Annotated in this window: 15 protein-coding genes; 9 read left to right on the top strand and 6 right to left on the bottom strand. The window is 67.3% G+C overall.

The window, feature by feature from the left end:
- Positions 1–16: 16 nt before the first annotated feature.
- The 8 genes from UCD39_RS14855 to UCD39_RS14820 all read left to right on the top strand — a co-directional run bounded on the left by UCD39_RS14855 (position 17) and on the right by UCD39_RS14820 (position 5,727).
- Positions 17–1,096 (top strand): heavy metal translocating P-type ATPase, encoded by a 1,080-nt coding sequence (locus tag UCD39_RS14855; RefSeq protein ID WP_330496750.1) that lies wholly within the window; start codon positions 17–19, stop codon positions 1,094–1,096.
- Positions 997–2,430 (top strand): heavy metal translocating P-type ATPase, encoded by a 1,434-nt coding sequence (locus UCD39_RS14850; protein ID WP_330496749.1) that lies wholly within the window; start codon positions 997–999, stop codon positions 2,428–2,430. The genes UCD39_RS14855 and UCD39_RS14850 overlap by 100 nt, the downstream gene beginning before the upstream one ends.
- Positions 2,430–2,594 (top strand): cbb3-type cytochrome oxidase assembly protein CcoS, encoded by a 165-nt coding sequence (gene ccoS / locus UCD39_RS14845; protein WP_004274417.1) that lies wholly within the window; start codon positions 2,430–2,432, stop codon positions 2,592–2,594. The genes UCD39_RS14850 and ccoS overlap by 1 nt, the downstream gene beginning before the upstream one ends.
- Before the next feature lie 25 nt (positions 2,595–2,619).
- Positions 2,620–2,835, top strand: coding sequence for a hypothetical protein (locus UCD39_RS14840; protein ID WP_145733725.1), 216 nt, complete (start codon positions 2,620–2,622; stop codon positions 2,833–2,835).
- A 74-nt stretch (positions 2,836–2,909) separates the two neighbouring features.
- Positions 2,910–3,419 (top strand): mismatch-specific DNA-glycosylase, encoded by a 510-nt coding sequence (locus UCD39_RS14835; protein WP_330496748.1) that lies wholly within the window; start codon positions 2,910–2,912, stop codon positions 3,417–3,419.
- 181 nt (positions 3,420–3,600) lie between these two features.
- Positions 3,601–4,836, top strand: a complete 1,236-nt coding sequence (locus tag UCD39_RS14830; protein WP_330496747.1) for a GGDEF domain-containing protein — start codon at positions 3,601–3,603, stop codon at positions 4,834–4,836.
- 124 nt (positions 4,837–4,960) lie between these two features.
- The gene (fliN, locus tag UCD39_RS14825; protein ID WP_145733722.1) at positions 4,961–5,263 is read left to right on the top strand and encodes a flagellar motor switch protein FliN; all 303 of its coding nucleotides are present in this window, start codon (positions 4,961–4,963) and stop codon (positions 5,261–5,263) included.
- Positions 5,264–5,286: 23 nt separating this feature from the next.
- Entirely contained in the window at positions 5,287–5,727 is a 441-nt protein-coding gene (locus UCD39_RS14820) for a PaaI family thioesterase (protein WP_330496746.1), read from the top strand.
- A 40-nt stretch (positions 5,728–5,767) separates the two neighbouring features.
- Here the strand turns inward: UCD39_RS14820 and UCD39_RS14815 are convergent, their stop codons facing one another.
- The 4 genes from UCD39_RS14815 to UCD39_RS14800 all read right to left on the bottom strand — a co-directional run bounded on the left by UCD39_RS14815 (position 5,768) and on the right by UCD39_RS14800 (position 14,943).
- Positions 5,768–11,887, bottom strand: coding sequence for a hypothetical protein (locus UCD39_RS14815; RefSeq protein ID WP_330496745.1), 6,120 nt, complete (start codon positions 11,885–11,887; stop codon positions 5,768–5,770).
- Positions 11,888–12,420: 533 nt separating this feature from the next.
- Positions 12,421–13,113, bottom strand: a complete 693-nt coding sequence (locus UCD39_RS14810) for a Crp/Fnr family transcriptional regulator (protein WP_322483607.1) — start codon at positions 13,111–13,113, stop codon at positions 12,421–12,423.
- A 196-nt stretch (positions 13,114–13,309) separates the two neighbouring features.
- Complete coding sequence (locus UCD39_RS14805) at positions 13,310–13,837, bottom strand: isoprenylcysteine carboxyl methyltransferase family protein (RefSeq protein WP_330496744.1); 528 nt, start codon at positions 13,835–13,837, stop codon at positions 13,310–13,312.
- Between the two features lie 2 nt (positions 13,838–13,839).
- The gene (locus tag UCD39_RS14800) at positions 13,840–14,943 is read right to left on the bottom strand and encodes a type III polyketide synthase (RefSeq protein ID WP_330496743.1); all 1,104 of its coding nucleotides are present in this window, start codon (positions 14,941–14,943) and stop codon (positions 13,840–13,842) included.
- A 254-nt stretch (positions 14,944–15,197) separates the two neighbouring features.
- Between UCD39_RS14800 and UCD39_RS14795 the strand changes: the two genes are divergently transcribed.
- Positions 15,198–15,608 (top strand): hypothetical protein, encoded by a 411-nt coding sequence (locus UCD39_RS14795; RefSeq protein WP_330496742.1) that lies wholly within the window; start codon positions 15,198–15,200, stop codon positions 15,606–15,608.
- Here the strand turns inward: UCD39_RS14795 and UCD39_RS14790 are convergent.
- A complete protein-coding gene (locus tag UCD39_RS14790; protein ID WP_330496741.1) occupies positions 15,571–15,924 on the bottom strand; it encodes a hypothetical protein in 354 nt (117 codons plus the stop codon). The two genes, UCD39_RS14795 and UCD39_RS14790, sit on opposite strands and share 38 nt — an antisense overlap.
- A gap of 167 nt (positions 15,925–16,091) precedes the next feature.
- Positions 16,092–16,871 (bottom strand): hypothetical protein, encoded by a 780-nt coding sequence (locus tag UCD39_RS14785; RefSeq protein WP_330496740.1) that lies wholly within the window; start codon positions 16,869–16,871, stop codon positions 16,092–16,094.
- Positions 16,872–16,941 lie beyond the last annotated feature (70 nt).

The raw sequence follows: 16,941 nt of genomic DNA, 5'->3' as shown, positions 1-16,941 counted from the left end.
AACGGGAAAGACGGCCATGCCCTTGGACAGCCTGACGACGCACTGCCGGCATTGCGGCCAGCCCCTGCTGGGGGCGGCGACGGAGCGGGGCGCCTTCTGCTGCCAGGGGTGCGCCGGCGCCTATACCCTGATCCACGACCTCGGCCTGGACGCCTATTATGATCGCCGTCCCCTGGACGCGGCCGCGCCGGCGGCCACGGTGGAGGAGGGCGAGGGCGCCGACCCCCTGCTGGGCCTGCCCGAGGCGGTGGCCACGGCGCCGGACGGCACCTGCTTGCTGCGTCTCAGCGTCGATGGCCTGCATTGCGGCGCCTGCCTGTGGCTGATCGAGGCGGCGGTGACCAAGCACCATCCTGAGGTGCAGTCCGCCCGCGCCAACCTGACCACCCGCTGCCTGACCCTGCGCTGGACCGGCGCGCCGGCCAAGGCGGTGGAATATGCCCGGCTGGTCACCGGCCTGGGCTATCGCGTCGCCCCCTTTGGCGCCGGTGGCACGGCGGCGGGGGCCGACCCGGCGGCGGCGCAGGAACGCGCGCTGCTGCGCCGCATGGCCCTGGCCGGCTTCGCCGCCGCCAATGTCATGCTGCTGTCCGTCTCCGTCTGGTCGGGTGCCGACGCCATGGGCGATGCCACCCGCACCCTGCTGCACTGGGTGTCGGCCCTGATCGCCCTGCCCACGGTGGCCATCGCCGGGCAGCCGTTTTTCCAGTCGGCGCTGGCGGCGCTGCGGGCCGGACGCACCAACATGGATGTGCCCATTTCGGTGGGCGTGCTGCTGACCACGGGCATGAGCGTGGTGATGACGGCCCACCATGGGGAGCACGCCTATTTCGACGGCGCCGTCATGCTGCTGTTCTTCCTGCTGGTCGGCCGCTACCTGGACAGCCGGTCGCGCGGTCGCGCGCGGTCGGCCGCCGCCCATCTGCTGGCCCTGAACCAGGCGCCGGTGACGGTGCTGGGCGCTGATGGCCTGCCCCAGATCCTGCCCCCGCCCGCGTGCCGCTGGGCGCCACGGTGCTGGTGGCGGCGGGGGAGCGCATTGGCGTGGACGGCACGGTGGCCGAGGGCGTGTCCGACCTGGACGCCAGCCTGGTGACGGGCGAGACGCTGCCCCTGGCGGTGGCGCCCGGCGCCCAGGTCTTCGCCGGCATGATCAACCGCACCGCCCCCTTGCGCCTGACCGCCACGGCCAGCGGCGAAGGCACGCTGCTGGCGGAGATGGTGCGCCTGCTGGAGGCGGCGGAGCAGGGGCGGGCGCGCCATGTCCTGCTGGCCGACCGGATCGCCCGGGCCTACACCCCGGTGGTGCATCTGACGGCGCTGGCGACCTTCCTGGCCTGGGTGTTCCTGGGCGGGGCCGCCTGGTACCAGGCGCTGCTGATCGCCGTGTCCGTCCTGATCATCACCTGTCCCTGCGCCCTGGCGCTGGCCGTGCCGGCGGTGCAGGTGACGGCCAGCGGCCGGCTGATGCGCCAGGGCATCCTGCTGAAATCCGCCTCCGCCCTGGAACGCCTGGCGCCGGTCGATACCGTGGTGTTCGACAAGACCGGGACCCTGACTTTGGGCCGGCCGGATCTGCTGCCCGACCCCACCCTGGCGGCGGCGGAGCTGGAGTTGGCGGCCACCCTGGCCCGCGCCTCCCGCCATCCCCTGTCGCGGGCGCTGGCACGCGCCGCCGGGCCCGGCCCCGTGGCCGACGGCGTGGTCGAGGTGCCGGGCGGCGGCCTGCGCTGGCAAGGGCCCAATGGCTTCATCCGGCTGGGGTCGCGCGGCTTCTGCGGCGTGAGCGATGCCGGGGAGGGACCGGCGGGCTCGGAGCGGCCGGGGCCGGAGTTATGGCTGGCCCGCTGTGGCCACCCGCCCCACCGCCTCCGCTTCGCCGATCGTCCGCGCCGCGATGCCGCCGCCGTTATCGCCGACCTCAAGGCTCAGGGCTACCGGGTGGAACTGCTGTCGGGCGACCGGGCGGTCACCGCCCAGGCCCTGGCGACCGATGTCGGCATCGACATCGTGCGGGCCGACGCCCGGCCGGCGGACAAGTGCGCCCACCTGGCGGCGCTGCGGGCGCAGGGGCGCCGGGTGCTGATGGTGGGCGACGGCCTCAACGACGCCGCGGCCCTGGCCGCCGCCGACGTGTCGCTGAGCCCCGCCAGCGCCGTGGATGTGACCCAGACGGCGGCCGACGTGGTGTTCCAAGGCGATGGCCTGGCCGCCGTGGCGGAGACGCTGGCCGTGGCGCGGCGCGCGCGCACCCTGGTGCGCCAGAACCTGGCTTTCACCCTTCTGTACAACCTGTGCGCGGTGCCGGTGGCCATGGCCGGCCTGGCGACACCCTTCGTGGCCGCCGCCGCCATGTCGGGCTCGTCCCTGGCGGTCATGGCCAACGCCCTGCGCCTGGGGGGCAAGAAACCCCGTGATGGAGGTCACTGATGAACAGCCTGCTTTTCCTCATCCCCGCCGCCCTGCTGCTGGGCGGGTTGGGACTTTGCGCCTTCCTCTGGGCGGTGCGCGACGGCCAGTTCGAGGATCTCGACGGCTCCGCCACCCGCATCCTGTACGAGGATGAAACGCCGCTGCCCAAGCGGCACACCTGATCCGTTTAGTCTGATGGAGTGAGTCATGAAAGCGTCCAATACCCTGCCGGCGATCTTCGTTCACGGCATGGGCATCATCGTGGCCGTGCTTGGCCTGTTCTTCGCCGCCGGGTCCACCGACCTGGCGGGCTACATCGACGGCCTGCTGTTCGTTGCCTTCGGCGTGCTGGTCAACTTCTTCACCATCGCCCGCACCATCGGCGGGCATGCTGACGAGCTGGCGCAGCAGCCGGCAGAATGACCCAAGTGGGGTAGGCACTGGCGCGGGATGGGGGGCGTCCCTATCTTTGCGCCATGCTGATCCCCGACGTTCTCGTGCCTGGTCTTGATTTGGTGTTTTGCGGTACGGCGCCCAGCCGTGCCTCCATGGCGGCCAAGGCCTATTACGCCAAGCCCGGCAACGCCTTCTGGCCCAGCCTGCACGCCGCCGGTTTCACGCCCACGCGGCTCAGTCCGCAGGATTATCCCACCCTGCCGACGTTGGGCCTGGGATTGACGGACCTGAACAAGACCCAGTTCGGCAATGACGTCGATCTGGACCCGGCCGCCTATGACGTGGCGGCCTTCGTCGACAAGGTGCGTCGCCACCGCCCCGCCGCCGTTGCCTTCACCAGCAAGACGGCCGCCTCGGTGTTCCTGGCCGGCCATTTCGGCCTGACCGGCAGTCCCCCCTACGGACGCCAAGCCCAGGATTTTGAAGGCACCGCCCTGTTCGTCCTGACGTCGCCGTCGGGGCAGGCGCGGCGCTTCTTCACGCTGGAACCGTGGCGGGAGGCGGCGGCCTTCGTCGACGCGCGCCGCTGGGTGGCGGTCCAAAGCGCATAATTTTGCAGACCTGCATTTACCGGTGGCGCGCTCGTATGGAACGCTCTGTTAACAGTTGTATGATACAAACCGCCTATGGTTTGGTCGCTGATTGATGGATTAGGCGTGCCAAGGGGCATCGCTATCCTGATCGTTCGTCCGGGCACAGTCTTCATTTTCGTGCGCGTGGGTGGCGGGCGACATGCACATCCTGACACTTCTCATCGTCAATATTCTGCTTCATGTCGTCGCCGTACTGTGTCTGTTTCCAGTGGGGCGCACGCTGAAGGCGGGGGCCGCGGTCTGGTTCTGGATCCTGTCGAACCTGTTGCAGGCCGCCGGCCTGTTGATGGTGATGGCGCCCTATCCGGCTCCGGGCCGGCCCCAACCCATTTTCAGCCTGGTCGGCAATTTGCAGCTCGACTGGGGGACGATGCTTGCTTACGTCGGGATTCAGTCCTTCCTGAACCGGCCACGGCGTACGCTTTGGCTGCTGGTGCCGGCGGGTGTCCTGTCTTGCGCCAAGATCGGCGTTTACGCCACGGCGGGCCTGTACCTTCCCGTCAATGTCATCCTGGGATGCGGGTGCCGGTTCCTACTGGCGGTGGGCACCGCCTGGTTGTTGCTGCGTCATGCGGACCGGGACATGCGGATGGCGGCCTGGACCATGGCCGGTTTCAATTTGGCCTGGGCCGCTGTGTTGCTGACCCGGATGGTTTGGGAAGCGTTCCAGGTTCTGCCCCATGGCGACATGGTGATCGGCGACCTGCGTGAACCGACATCCATGATGGCCCTGTTGTTGCGGGTCGGGGTCACCTTCACGCTGACCTTAGGCTATCTCTGGATGGTGGCGCAGCGCCTGCAGGCACGCCTGGTCACCCTGGCGGACCAGGATCCGCTGACCGGCATCGCCAACCGGCGCGTGCTATGGGAGAAGGGCGCCCGCATGGTCGCCCGGGCCCACCAGAACAGGGAAGCGCTGGGCGTGCTGATGGTCGATATCGACCATTTCAAGGCCATCAACGACCGCTGGGGACACGGCACGGGCGACGTGGTGATCACGCGCGTGGCGCAAACCATCGCCGACGTCATCCGCGCCACCGATGTGCTGGGCCGTATCGGCGGGGAAGAATTCGCCATCGTCCTGCCGGAGGCCGACGCGGTTACCGTGGCCACGGTGGCGGACCGGATTCGCCGGGCGGTGGAGCAACTGGTGATCGACCCCGGAACGGCGATCCGATGCACCGTCAGTATCGGCCGGGCCAACATCGTTCCGGATGTCGGCTGGGATACACTGGTCGATGCCGCCGATCAGGCGCTCTATCGCGCCAAGGCCGGCGGCCGCAACCGGGTGGAAGCCTACACCTGGGAGGGCACGGGGCGGGAAGCGCCCACTCCGCCCGAAGCCCCCGGCCTGGCCGCCGCCTGCATGATATGACGGGCGGTGACTGTCAGCGGGGGCAGCCGACCCTAGCGCCAAATCGCTTTCCCCCCGGCTGCCCGGTCATGGTAATGTCATTCCGCATCCCACGGACGGGATTGGCGATTACGGGTCCGACGACATGAGCAACCAGGACGATATCGATGCCATGTTCGGCGGCGGTGGCCCCGCGATGGGCACGTCGACGGAGCTTTCGGCCATCTATGACACGATGGTCGAGGTGTCGGTGGTGCTGGGAACCTCCACCATCCGGGTGCGGGATCTTCTGAAGCTGGGCCGTGGCGCCATCGTGGAACTTGACCGCAAGATCGACGATCTGTCCGATATCATCGTTTCCGGCCGCACCGTGGGCCGGGGCGAGGTCACCATCGTCGAGGACAAGATCGCCGTCACTTTCCGCGAGTTCACGCGGGTTAACGGCTGACATCGTACCCAGGGGGCACGGGCATGATGGCGGATGGCGCCGCTGACACGAATGCCGAAGGTTGGGCGCTGTGCCCAGTGACGCCCGGCTTCGTCGCCCACATCGGCCCTTTTTGGGAGGGCCGGCCGGCCCGGGGCGGCGGCTATGGCGGTTGGGTCCGCGCCTTCGTGGCCGACGAACGCCACCTGGCCGCCGGCGGCCAAATCCACACCTCCGTCCTTGCCGCGTTCGCCGAATTGGTCTGCCTGCGCGCCATCAGCGATGAAGGCGTGCCGGAAGGCGAGGCGGTGCTGCTGAACCTGTCGCTGAACCATCTGGGCAGCGGGCCGAGGGGCACCCTGGTCCAGGGTGAGGCGCGGCCAATCCGGCGCAACTGGTCACAACTGGTGACCGAGTTCCGCGTGCACGACGGCGATCGTCCCCTGGTGGCCGGCAGCGGGCTGTGGAGCCTGGCCGGCGCGTGACGGGCCCCGCGAGGGGCATCCTTTCGATGCCCCAGCCGCTTTACGATGACGACGAACGGGCCGTTTGCCAGGCGTTGGTCTGGTCCGAGGTAAACACCCCCAGCTGGTCACCGGTGAAGGCGTTGGCTTGGGCCGAGTGCATCGACTGAATCTGGTTCGGACTCAGGCCCGGTATCTGGTCCGTGGTGAACATCGGTACCTGGCTGACTGTGAACTCACGGATATCGTCCGTGCTCAGCGAGATCAGCTGCTGTGTCGTCAGCGCGTCGATCTGCGCGCTGCCCAGCAGCGAAATCTGCGTGCCGGTGAGGGCGGACAGGTTGACGGTGCTGAGGCCCGCGATCTGCGCCGTGGTCAGGGCGGCAACCTGCGCCGGCGTCAGGTTTTGGATACGATCTGTGGCCAGGGCGTCCAACTGGTCGGTATTGAGCGACTTCACCTGGGTCAGCGACAGGCCCGCCACCTGGGACACGGTCAGGGCGGCGGCTTGGTCGGTGGTCAGCGCGCCGACTTGGCTGGTGCTGAACGCGGCCAACTGCCCAGCCGTCAGGGTGGACACTTCGGCCGTGGTCAGGGCCTCGATCTGGTTGGTGGTCAGCGCCCCAATCTGGGAGGCGGAGAACTCCCGGATATCGGAGGTGGTCAGCGCGCTCAACTGGCTGGTGGTCAGCGCCTGGATCTGGGCCGTGGTCAGCACCGAGGCTTGCGGCGCGCTCAACGCCGACAGGTTGTCGGTGCGCAGGCCGGATATCTGGGCCGTGGTGAGCGATGAGACCAGGGTGGCCGACAGGCCCCGGATCTGTGCCGTGCTCAGTGTGTTCAACTGGTCTGTGCTGAGTGTCTGGAACTGCGTGACCGACAGGCTGCTCAATTGTGCGTTGCTCAGCGCCGACAGCAACGCGGTGCCGAAGCCGGCGACCTGGGTCGTGCTGAAGGCCTGCAACTGCGCTGCCGTCAGGGCGCGGACGTCGGCGGTGGCCAAGGCCGCCAATTGGTCGGTGTCGAGAACCTTGACCTGGGCGGCCGTCAGGCTGGCCACCTGCGTGGGGAGCAGGGCGGCCACCTGGCTGGTGGTCAGCGCCTGGATCTGGGCGGTGGTCAAGGCCGCGGCCTGCTGGCTGGTCAGGGCCGAAATGTGGGCGGTGTCCAGGGCCGTCAACTGGTCCGTGGTCAACTGGGCCGCCTGCGTCGCCGTGAATTCCGTGATGTCCGCCGTGGTCAGGGCGTTCAGCTGCCCGGTGCCCAGCGATTGCACCTGGGCGCTGGTCAGGCTTGCCACCTGCGTGGGGCTCAGGGCGGACAGGTTGCTCGTGCTGAGGCCTGAAACCTGGTCGGTGGACAGCGCCGCCACCTGCGCGGTCGTCAGGGCGCTGGCGTCGTCGGTGCTCAGAGCGTTCAACTGGCTGGTCGATAGCGCCACGGCCTGAGCGGTGGTCAGGCTGGCCACCTGGGCCGTGGTCAGGGCCTGAAGGACGGTGCTGACCAGGCCGCCGACCTGGGCGGTACCGAGACTGGCCACCTGCCGGGTCGTCAGGGCGGCGATGTCCGCTGTGGACAAGGCGTTCAGTTGGTCGGTCCCCAGCGCGTTCAGTTGTTGGGTGGTCAGGCTGGCCACCTGGGCGGTGGTGAGGGTCGAGAGGAAGGGCGTGCCCAGCTCGCTGACCTGGTCCGTCGTCAGGGCCGCGATCTGGCCGCCCGTCAGCGTCTGCACCGTGTCGGTGCTGAACGCGCTGACCTGGGCTGTGGACAGAGCGGCCACCTGAGCGGTCGACAAGCTGGTCACCTGGGTGGTGGTGAGCGCCGCGACCTGGTCGGTGCGCAGGCTGGCGACCTGGGCGGTGGTCAAGCCGCCCAGTTGGGCGGTGGACAGGGCCGTCAGCTGGGTGGTGACCAAGGCGGACAGCTGGTCCGTGGTCAAGGTACCCACCTGGGCCGCCGTGAACTCCCGGATGTCGGCGCTGGTCAGGCTGTTCAACTGGGCGCTGGTCAGCGCCTCCACCTGGCCGCTGGTCAGGGTGCCCACCTGGGTGGAGCTGAGCGCGGACAAGGCGTCGGAGCCCAGGCTGGCGACCTGGTCTGTGGTCAGCGCCGACACCTGTGCCGCGGTCAGCGCGCGGGCGTCGGCGGTGGGCAGGACCCCCAGCTGAACGGTGGACAGTGCCGCGACCTGCGCTGTCGACAGGCTGCCGATCTGGCTGGTGCTCAGCGTCACCAGGAAAGCGGTGGCGAGCTGGGAGATCTGGGCGGTCGTCAGGGCCTGGATTTGGGACGCGGTCAGGGCCCGGGCGTCGTCGGTGGAAAAGGCGTTCAACTGGTCCGAGGTCAGTGCCGGCACCTGGCCGGCGGTCAGGCTGGTCACCTGGCTGGTGGTCAAGGCCGCGACGACGTTGGTGGCCAAGCCGCCGATCTGGTCGGTGGTCAGGGCGGCGAGCTGGGTTGCGGTCAGCTTCTGAACGGTGTCGCTGGCCAAGGCGTCCAACTGGCCGGTGGTCAGGGCCTTGACCTGCGTGGCCGACAGGCTGGCTACCTGCGCGGTGGTCAGGGACGCCACCTGTCCGGTGCCCAAGGTGGTGATCTGCGCCGTGGTCAGGCCGGCGACCTGGGTGGTGGTGAGGGCGGTCAGCTGGTCGGTGCCCAGGGCGGACAATTGGCCGGTGGTCAGCGCGCCCACCTGGGTCGCCGTGAACTCCCGGATGTCGGCGCTGGTCAGGCCGTTCAGCTGGTCCGTGGTCAGGGATTGGACCTGGGCGCTGGACAGGCTGGGCACCTGCGCGCTGCTCAAGGCGGAGAGGTTGGTCGTGCCCAGGGCCGATAGTTGGTCCGTGGTCAGATAGCCCACCTGGGTGCCGGAAAGCTCTCGCACGTCGGCGGTGGTCAGGCTGTTCAGCTGATCGGTGGTCAGGGACCGGACCTGGGCGGAGGTCAGGCTGGTCACCTGGCTCGCGCCCAGGGCGGACAGCGCGTCGCTGCCCAGGCTGGCCACCTGGTCGGTGGTCAACGCCGTGACCTGGGCGGCGGTCAGCGCGCGGGCGTCGGCGGTGGGCAGCGTTCCCAACTGGTCCGATGTCAACGCCTTGATCTGCGTGGCCGACAGGCTGCCGACCTGGGTGGAGCTCAAGGCCGCCAGGAAGTCGCTGCCCAGGCTGGCCACCTGGTCGGTGCCTAGGCTGGTCAGTTGCGCCGCCGTCAGGGCCCGCGTCTCGGCCGTGGTCAAGGCGTTCAACTGGTCCGAGGCCAATGCCCGGACCTGCAGCGAGGTCAGGCTGGTGACCTGGGACGTGGTCAGCGCGGCCAGGGCGTCGGTGCCCAGCCCCGCCACCTGGGCCGTGGTCAGCGCCGCCACCTGCGTGCCCGTCAGCTTCTGCAGGTTCGCGGTGGGCAGGGCCGCCAGCTGGTCGGTCGACAGCGCCGCCACCTGGCCGGCGGACAGGGTGGTCAGTTGCGCGGTGGTGAGGGCCGCGACCTGGTCGCTGGTCAGCGCCTTGACCTGGGATGTGGACAGCCCGGCCAACTGCAGGGAGGTCAGCGCCGTCAGCTGGGTGGTGCCCAGGACCGACAGCTGGTCGGTGCTGAGCGCCCCCACCTGGGTGGCGGTGAATTCACGCGCGTCGGCGGTCGACAGCGCGTTCAACTGATCGGTGGTCAGCGCGCGGATCTGCGCGCTGCCAAGGCTGGGCACCTGGGTGCTGCTGAGGGCGGACAGGTTGGCGGTGCTGAGCGACGAAAGCTGGTCCGTCGTCAGGAACGACACCTGGGCGGCTGAAAATTCGCGGATGTCGGCCGTGGTCAGGCTGTTCAGCTGGTCCGTGGCCAGCGCCTGGATCTGGGCGCTGTTCAGGCCGGTGACCTGACTGGCGCTCAAGGAAGACAGGGCGTCGGTGCCAATTTCGGACACTTGGTCGGTCGATATGGCCGCCAGTTGCGTCGCCGTCAGGGCGCGGGCGTCGGTGGTGGTGAGGCCGGCCAGCTGGTCGGAGGTCAGGGCCCGGATTTGCCCGGTGCTCAGGGCGGCCACTTGGGTGGTGCTGAGCCCCGCCAGGGTGGCGGTCTGCAGGCCGGCCACCTGGGCCGTGGTCAGGGCGGCGATCTGGCCGGGCGTGAATTCCCGCAGGTCGGAACTGGCCAGCGCGTTCAACTGGTCGGCCGTCAGCGACTGCACCTGCGTGTTGGTCAGGCTCTGCACCTGGGTGCTGCCCAGGGCGGACAGGGCGTCGGTGCCCAGCGTCGCGACCTGCGCCGTCGTCAGGCCCTGAACCTGAAGCGCGCTGAGGGCGCGTATATCCGCCGTGGAAAGCGAGGCCACCTGATCCGATCCCAGCGTGCGCAGCTGCGCCACCGTCAGGCTGGCCACTTGGGACGTGCTGAGGGCGGACAGGGCGCCGCTGCCCAGGGCCGAGACCTGGGCGGTGGTCAGGGCCGCGATCTGGGTGACCGTGAACTCCCGTATGTCGGCGGAATTGAGGGCGTTCAGCTGGTCGCTGGTCAGCGCCTGGATTTGCAGGCTGCCCAGCACCGCCACCTGGGCGCTGTTCAGCGCCGACAGGTTGGCGGTGGACATGGCCGCGATTTGCGCGGTGGTCAGCGCCGCGACCTGCGCCGCCGTCAGGTTCTGGACCGTCGCCGTACCCAGTGCGCCCAATTGTTCCGCGTCCAGGCCCTTGAGCTGCACGGCGGTCAGGCTGGCCAGCTGGGCCGTGGTCAAGGCCGCCACCTGGTCGGTGGTCAACGCCGACAATTGCGTCGAGGTCACGCCCGTCAGTTGCGCGGTGGTCAGCGCCGTCAGGTTGTCGGTGTCCAGGGCGGCGACCTGGCCCGTGCTCAGCGCCGTCAACTGGCTGGCGGCGAATTCCCGCATGTCGGCCGTGGTCAGGCCGTTCAACTGGTCCGTGGTCAGGGCGCGAATCTGGGCGCTGCCCAGCCGTTGGACCTGGGCGCTGGTCAACGCCGACAGGTTGGCGGTGCCCAGTCCGGCGACCTGCGCCGTGGTCAGCGCCGCCACCTGGATGCTGGTCAGCTTCTGCACCGTGGCGGTGCCCAGGGCGCCCAGCTGGTCGGTCGACAGCGCCTTGAGTTGGTTGACGGACAGGCCGGCGACCTGCGCCGTGGTCAGGCCGCCCACTTGGTCGGTGCCGAGCGCCGCCACCTGGGCGGTGGTCAGGGCGGCGGTCTGGAGGGAGGTGAGGGCGGCCAGGCTGCCGGTATTCAGGGCCGCCACCTGGTCGGTGGTGAGCGCCGCGACTTGCAGACTGGTGAACTCGCGGATATCCGCCGTGGTCAGCGCGTTCAACTGGTCGGACCCCAGCGCCTGAACCTGGGCGGTGGTGAAGGCCGCGACCTGGACGGAGTTCAGCGTCGACAGCACGCCGCTGGTCAGGAAGGGCACCTGGCCTGTGCCCAGCGCCGACAGTTGCGTCGCCGTCAGCGCCTTGGCATCCACCGTCGACAAGGCCGCCAGCTGGTCCGAGGTCAGCACCCGGACCTGCGCCGTGGTCAGGCCCGCCACCTGGGCGGTGCTGAGCGCGGTGACGGCGCCCGTGGTCAGGCCCGCCGTCTGGCTGGTGGTCAGGAAGGCGATCTGGGCGGCGGTGAATTCCCGAATGTCGGCGCTGGATAGTGCAGCCAACTGGTCGGTGGTCAGCGCCTTGACCTGGGTGGAGGACAGGCTGGCCGTCTGCGCGCTGCTCAGGGCCGACAGGTTGTCGGTTCCCAGCCCCGCCACCTGGGCGCTGGTCAGGCCGCTCAACTGGGTGACGGTCAGGGCGCGGACGTCGGCGGTGGATAGGGCCGCCAACTGGTCGGTGGTGAAGGAACCGGCCTGGGCCTTGGTGAATTCCTGGATGTCGGCGGTGGTCAGCGCCGCCAGCTGATCGGTGGTCAGCGCCTGGATCTGATTGGAGGTGAGGGCGGAGATTTGGGTGGCCTTCAGGGCCTTGAGGTCGTCCGTCTCCAGCGCGGCCAGGTCGGCCTCGCTGAACGCCTGCAGCTGGGACGCGGTGAAGACCATCTGGCTGACCTGGAAGGCGATGGCCTGCGCGGTGGTCATCGCCTTGATCTGCGCGGTGGTCAGCGCTTGGACATCCTGGGTCGTCAACCGCTGGATGTTGGCTGTCGTGACGGCGGCGAACTGCGCCGGCGTCAGATAACTGATCTGCGAAACCATACCCACCCCCGACCGCATCTCTTTGAGATGCCGCGTGTTCGGCGTATTAACCCGCACCCCTTTTGGGTGTCGCCACGGCAGCGTGGCATGACGTCCGCCTTCCCCCACGCTCCCTCATGGAGGCGTCGGATCAAGGTATTGAGACACACGACGCCCGGACGTCCCTTTGGATCGCCATGAATTGGGCGGCGCGATGCCAATCGCAAGATTGCATTCAGATAATGAATGTATCCGTTTTCGTGGTGTTTCGCATCCACGAATGCACGGTGCGGCTTTGTGCCCGACGGACGGCCGCCTTGCGGCGACTGTCATGGTCCGCCGCTGCGGGCCGCGGCCAAAAAAAACGCCGGCTGTCTCGAAGACAGCCGGCGAAGATGAAGGGAGCCTCATAAGGAGGTTGAAGGCTTGAGAGTGTCAAATCCGTCACGGTCAAGCCCCTCTTATATAGCTCCGACACGGATTGATGAAAAGTTAAAAAACCGTGGCAAGCGTGTCACACTTCAAAAAAAGACCTCGTGGTTACCCCCAAAGGCTCAATCGCCCCGGACCTCCTCCACCATCTCCTCCAATCGGGCGAAGTCGCGGACGAGGAGGGAGTTGTCCTGGCGAACGACCAGCTTGTCGCGCGACAGGTCGCCCAGCACGCGGGCGACCGTTTCGCGGGTGGTGCTGACCCGCGCCGCGATGTCGCTGTGGATCGGGATGGGGGAGATGGCGGCGGTGTTGTCGGACTTCAGCGTGGGCTTGGCCAGGCGCAGCAGTTCGGCATGGACCCGGTTGTTGGCGCCCAGCGTCGACAAATCCATGATCCGTCCGGTGGCGGAACGAACGATGCTGGCCAGCCGGGTCATGACGCCCCAGGCGATGGTGGGGTTCTGGGTCACCACCTGCTGGAACAGCCGCGGCGACATGAAGGCGACCATGACCTCGCTCAGGGCGACGATGCTGGCCGACCGCGCCTCGCCGTCGATGGCCGACAATTCGCCCAGATAGCCGCCGGCCTCCACATCGTCGAAGGTGACCTCGCGGCCGGAGAGGGAGTAGTTCACCACCCGCACCCGGCCTTCGACGATGAAGCAGACGTCGCGGCTGTCCGACGCGCGGTCGATCACCTGTTCCTGCGGGTGGAAATGGCGCCAGCTGCATTGCTTGGCCAGGCTGGCGCGTTGGTCGGCCGTCAGGGGGGCCAGCAGTTCGATGCTGTCGAGGGACGCGGCTTCGATCACGGGATGGGCTCCGGATAGGGGCGTTTGCGGCGTGGCTGCCGGTCCGGCATCCGCGCCCGGCCCCCGCACAGATCCGGGGGCCTTACACATGGGCTGGCCGGACAATAACGATCCGCGCGCCCGCCGTAAACGCTCCCACGCCCTTTGGTGGTGGCTGTTAACCAAAGAGAGGGAGGGCCCGAGGCCGGACCGGCGCTCAGGGCTGCGCCGCCGCGCCCCGGCGTGGGGCCAGCGCCGATTCCTCCACCCGGATGCGGTGGGTCAGCAGCAGGGCGTTGGCGATGGAGAAGATCAGGGCCAGGCGCCAGGCGCCGAACGCCAGCGGCACGGCCGCGATCTCCGCCACCACCACGCAGTAATTGGGATGCCGCACCCAGCGGAAGGGGCCGCCCCGTACCAGCGGGGCCTGGGGCAGGGTGATGATGCGGGTCGTCCAGTAGGGTCCCAGGGTGCGGATGACCCAATAGCGCGCCAGTTGCAGGGGGATCAGCAGGGCCACCAGGGGCCAGACGATGGGCGCGTCGGCCGGGACGAACAGGAACAGGGCGGCCAGCCAGACGCTGTGCAGCACGATGAACAGCGGGTAGTGCGCCCGCCCCACCTCCTGGCCACCCTGGGCCAGCAGGCGGCGGGTGTTGCGGTTGGCCACCCGCAGCTCCGCCAGGCGCTGCGCGGCCAGCAGCAGGACGACGATTTGCGGGGGGCCGAAAGCGAGTCCGTCCATGCTTAGAACCGCATCAGGCCCAGGGCGGCGATGAAGCCGGGCCCCAGGCTGGACAGCAGGTGCAGGCCCCGCGCGCCCTGGCGCACGCGGCGTTCCAGCACGAACAGCACGGTCGCGGCCGACATGTTGCCATGCTGGCGCAGCACGTCGCGGGCGTCCGCCAGCCCATCGGTGGCCGGGGCCAGGACCTCCTCCAGCGCGTCCAGCACCTTGGTGCCGCCGGGATGGCAGATGGTTCCGGCCAGGTCGGACAGCGTCGTGCGCTGGCGATCCAGGAAGCCGGCCACCACCTCGGGCAGCTTCTCCCGCACCAGGGTGGGGATGCTCTGGGCGAAGATGACGCCCATGCCGTCGTCCTCCACCTGCCAGCCCATGATGCCCAGGCTGTCGGGCCAGCGATGTTCCGCTGACGCCAGGAAGGCGGGGCCCGCCTCATGGTCTTTGGGATCGGCGCGCAGGATGGCCGCGGCCCCGCCATCGCCGAACAGGGCGGTGGCGATGACGTTGGCCTTGGACAAATCGCCCCGGCGGAAGCTGAGGGCGCACAGCTCCACCACCAGCAGCAGGACGTTGGCGCCGGGCCGGGCGGTGGCCCAGGTGGCGGCGCGCGCCAGGCCCAGCACGCCGCCGGCGCAGCCCAGGCCGAACAGGGGCATGCGCTCCACGTCGGGCCGCATGCCCAGGCGCTGCATGATCAGCGCGTCCAGGCTGGGCGTGGCGATGCCGGTGGAGGAGACCGCGACGATGGCGTCCACGTCGGTGGGCTTGAGGCCCGCCCGCTCCAGCGCCTGGGTGGTGGCGCGGGCCAGCACGTCGACGGCATGCTCCAGGTACAGCCTGTTGCGCTCCGCCCAGCCGTGCGGCTCCAGATACCAGTCCAGCGGCACGCAGGAGGCGCGGCCCTCGATGCCGGCATGGGTGAAGACGGGGGCCAGGCGGTCGAAGTCGCGCAGCCGATGGGCGAAGACCTGGCGGGCGCCGGCCAGCGCCTGTTCCTGCGTCAGGCGATAGGGGGGCAGGGCGGTGGCGATGGACAGCAGCCGGGCGGGCGCTGGCGGGGTGGCCGGCGGAGTGTTCGATCCAGGTGCGGCGCTGGCCATGGTCATGCTCGTCCTTCCCTCTTGTCCGCCTGTACTACGGCCGCCGACCGGCAATGGTTCATGCGCCGCCGCCGGGGGGTCGCCCGGAACCCGGTCATGCTAAGGGCAAGGGGCCAACCTCAACATCCGCCACTTTGGCGGGGTGGGGGCTCCGGCAACGATTGGAATAAACCCGGGTGAGGTTTCGTCAGATCCAGACCTGTCGGAATGGCGGCCCACCCCCATGTCACTGGGGGACACCCTGCGGAGGACGCCATCCTGTGGACGTGGAAGCCTCACACCATGTCGACTGTTCCGACATCGGGCCGGACGGCTCTTACGACTATTATTACGCCTATACCCTCTGGCGCTTTTCCGATGGCGGGCCGCGCGTCCTGGTCGCGCGGGGCTATGACGACGAGCCGGCTGCGACGTTGCAGGCGTGGGAGAACGCGGACGGCACCCGCGACCCTGTGGGCGCGGCGGACTTGTTCCATCCCCTGGTCCGCCAGGCCATGGAGCATCTGCGGGGGCAGGGGCGTTCGGTCCAAAGGCTCAGCCCCTACGGCATCGTTCCGGCCACGCCCCTGCGGGGGTGGGCCAAGGCGTTCACGCTGGGGCTGAGCTATTGGCTGGACTTGCTGGCGATGATCTTCAAATCACCATCAGAGCCGCCAGGCCCACGAAGATGAGGGCCAGAGGCGCCAGACCGAGGGTGAGACGCAGCCGGCCGATGGGGCTGGGCTGGTCGGTCGGGATGGAGCGGGCGCGATAAGCCCCGATCAATCCCATGCTCGCCATTCCGCCCAATGCGCCCCCCAGAACGGAGCCGACAAGGGCGCCGCGGCTGGTTGGCAGGTCGTGTCGCATGACGAAAATCACCATCGGTATCAAGCCGAAGCCTAAGCCCAACAAGACGTGCCTGACGACCGTCAGGGTCCGCAGGCTGACCTTATCGGCTGCCGGGCCCGTTGGGGTGCCGGCTGCGGAAGTGGGCGTGGCGACCATGGCGTATCTCCTGAAGGGGGAACCCCATGGGACATACGGCGCTGATCCCGCGCTGCAACTGTGCGGAGGAAATAGCCCGGCAGCGGAGGGGAAGAGTTGTATCCGCTTGCAGTCTAGATGGATAAAATTTTAATCGTATTTATTTGTAATTTTGCTTGATTCATTTATTATTTAGAAGAGATGACGCAATTAACAATAATTGAATTGGGAGGCTGAATGCTATAGATAACCGCATCGCCATATCCAACAAATCCAGAAACAGCATAAATTTTACCAGATACAGATATAATGTGCTCCTCTCCCATAATATCTTCATATATATTATTCATCAATCGATCAGAAATCTTTCCATATTTGTGCTCAACTAGGATATAGTTTTCAGAATCGGCGATTTTATCGCCGCGCAATCGGCTATTCCGGCCAGGTGGTGAGAAATAATCGACTTGGCTATTGTTAAAAGACACATTAAGGAAGAAGCTTCCTTTTTTGAATTCATAAACATCTGGACTGAACTTTACGCCATTTTTAAATACCCAGATTCGGGAATGGCGGTCGTTTGAGCGCCCGAATGGGTCCTGCCTGAGATAGACTACCCTCTTTGTTCCATCGCCGGTAACGTCAATATAATAAATATTGTCATGCCAATACCCTTCCATATCGACGGAATGGATAAATATGGATGCATTAGATATTTCATTGACCGGAACTGTTATTTCTGTTCCATTATAGAGATCACTCAAATTCTCAAAAACATATGCTGTACGGTCTTCTCCCCGATGACTATTAACAAATTTCTGATACGTCGCCTTTAACGAGTTACATAGATTATCTTCTTTGCCATAAATGACCCTAAGCACCTTCGGTGCTTGGTCGCCATCTTGAGAAGATGACTGAAAAGAGAATGACAAAAGTAGGATTGTGCAAGCCGAAAAGAGAAATTTTTTCATGAAATGGCTCCATCAAAAACCTTAATCATTCAGATTGAACTTTTGCTATTGCTGCCTTCTGCCACCCCGT

The sequence above is a fragment of the Nitrospirillum karajorum genome (genome assembly GCF_036348415.1).
Taxonomy (GTDB): Bacteria; Pseudomonadota; Alphaproteobacteria; order Azospirillales; family Azospirillaceae; genus Nitrospirillum; species Nitrospirillum amazonense_B.
This window is presented reverse-complemented; position numbering and strand designations above follow the sequence as displayed.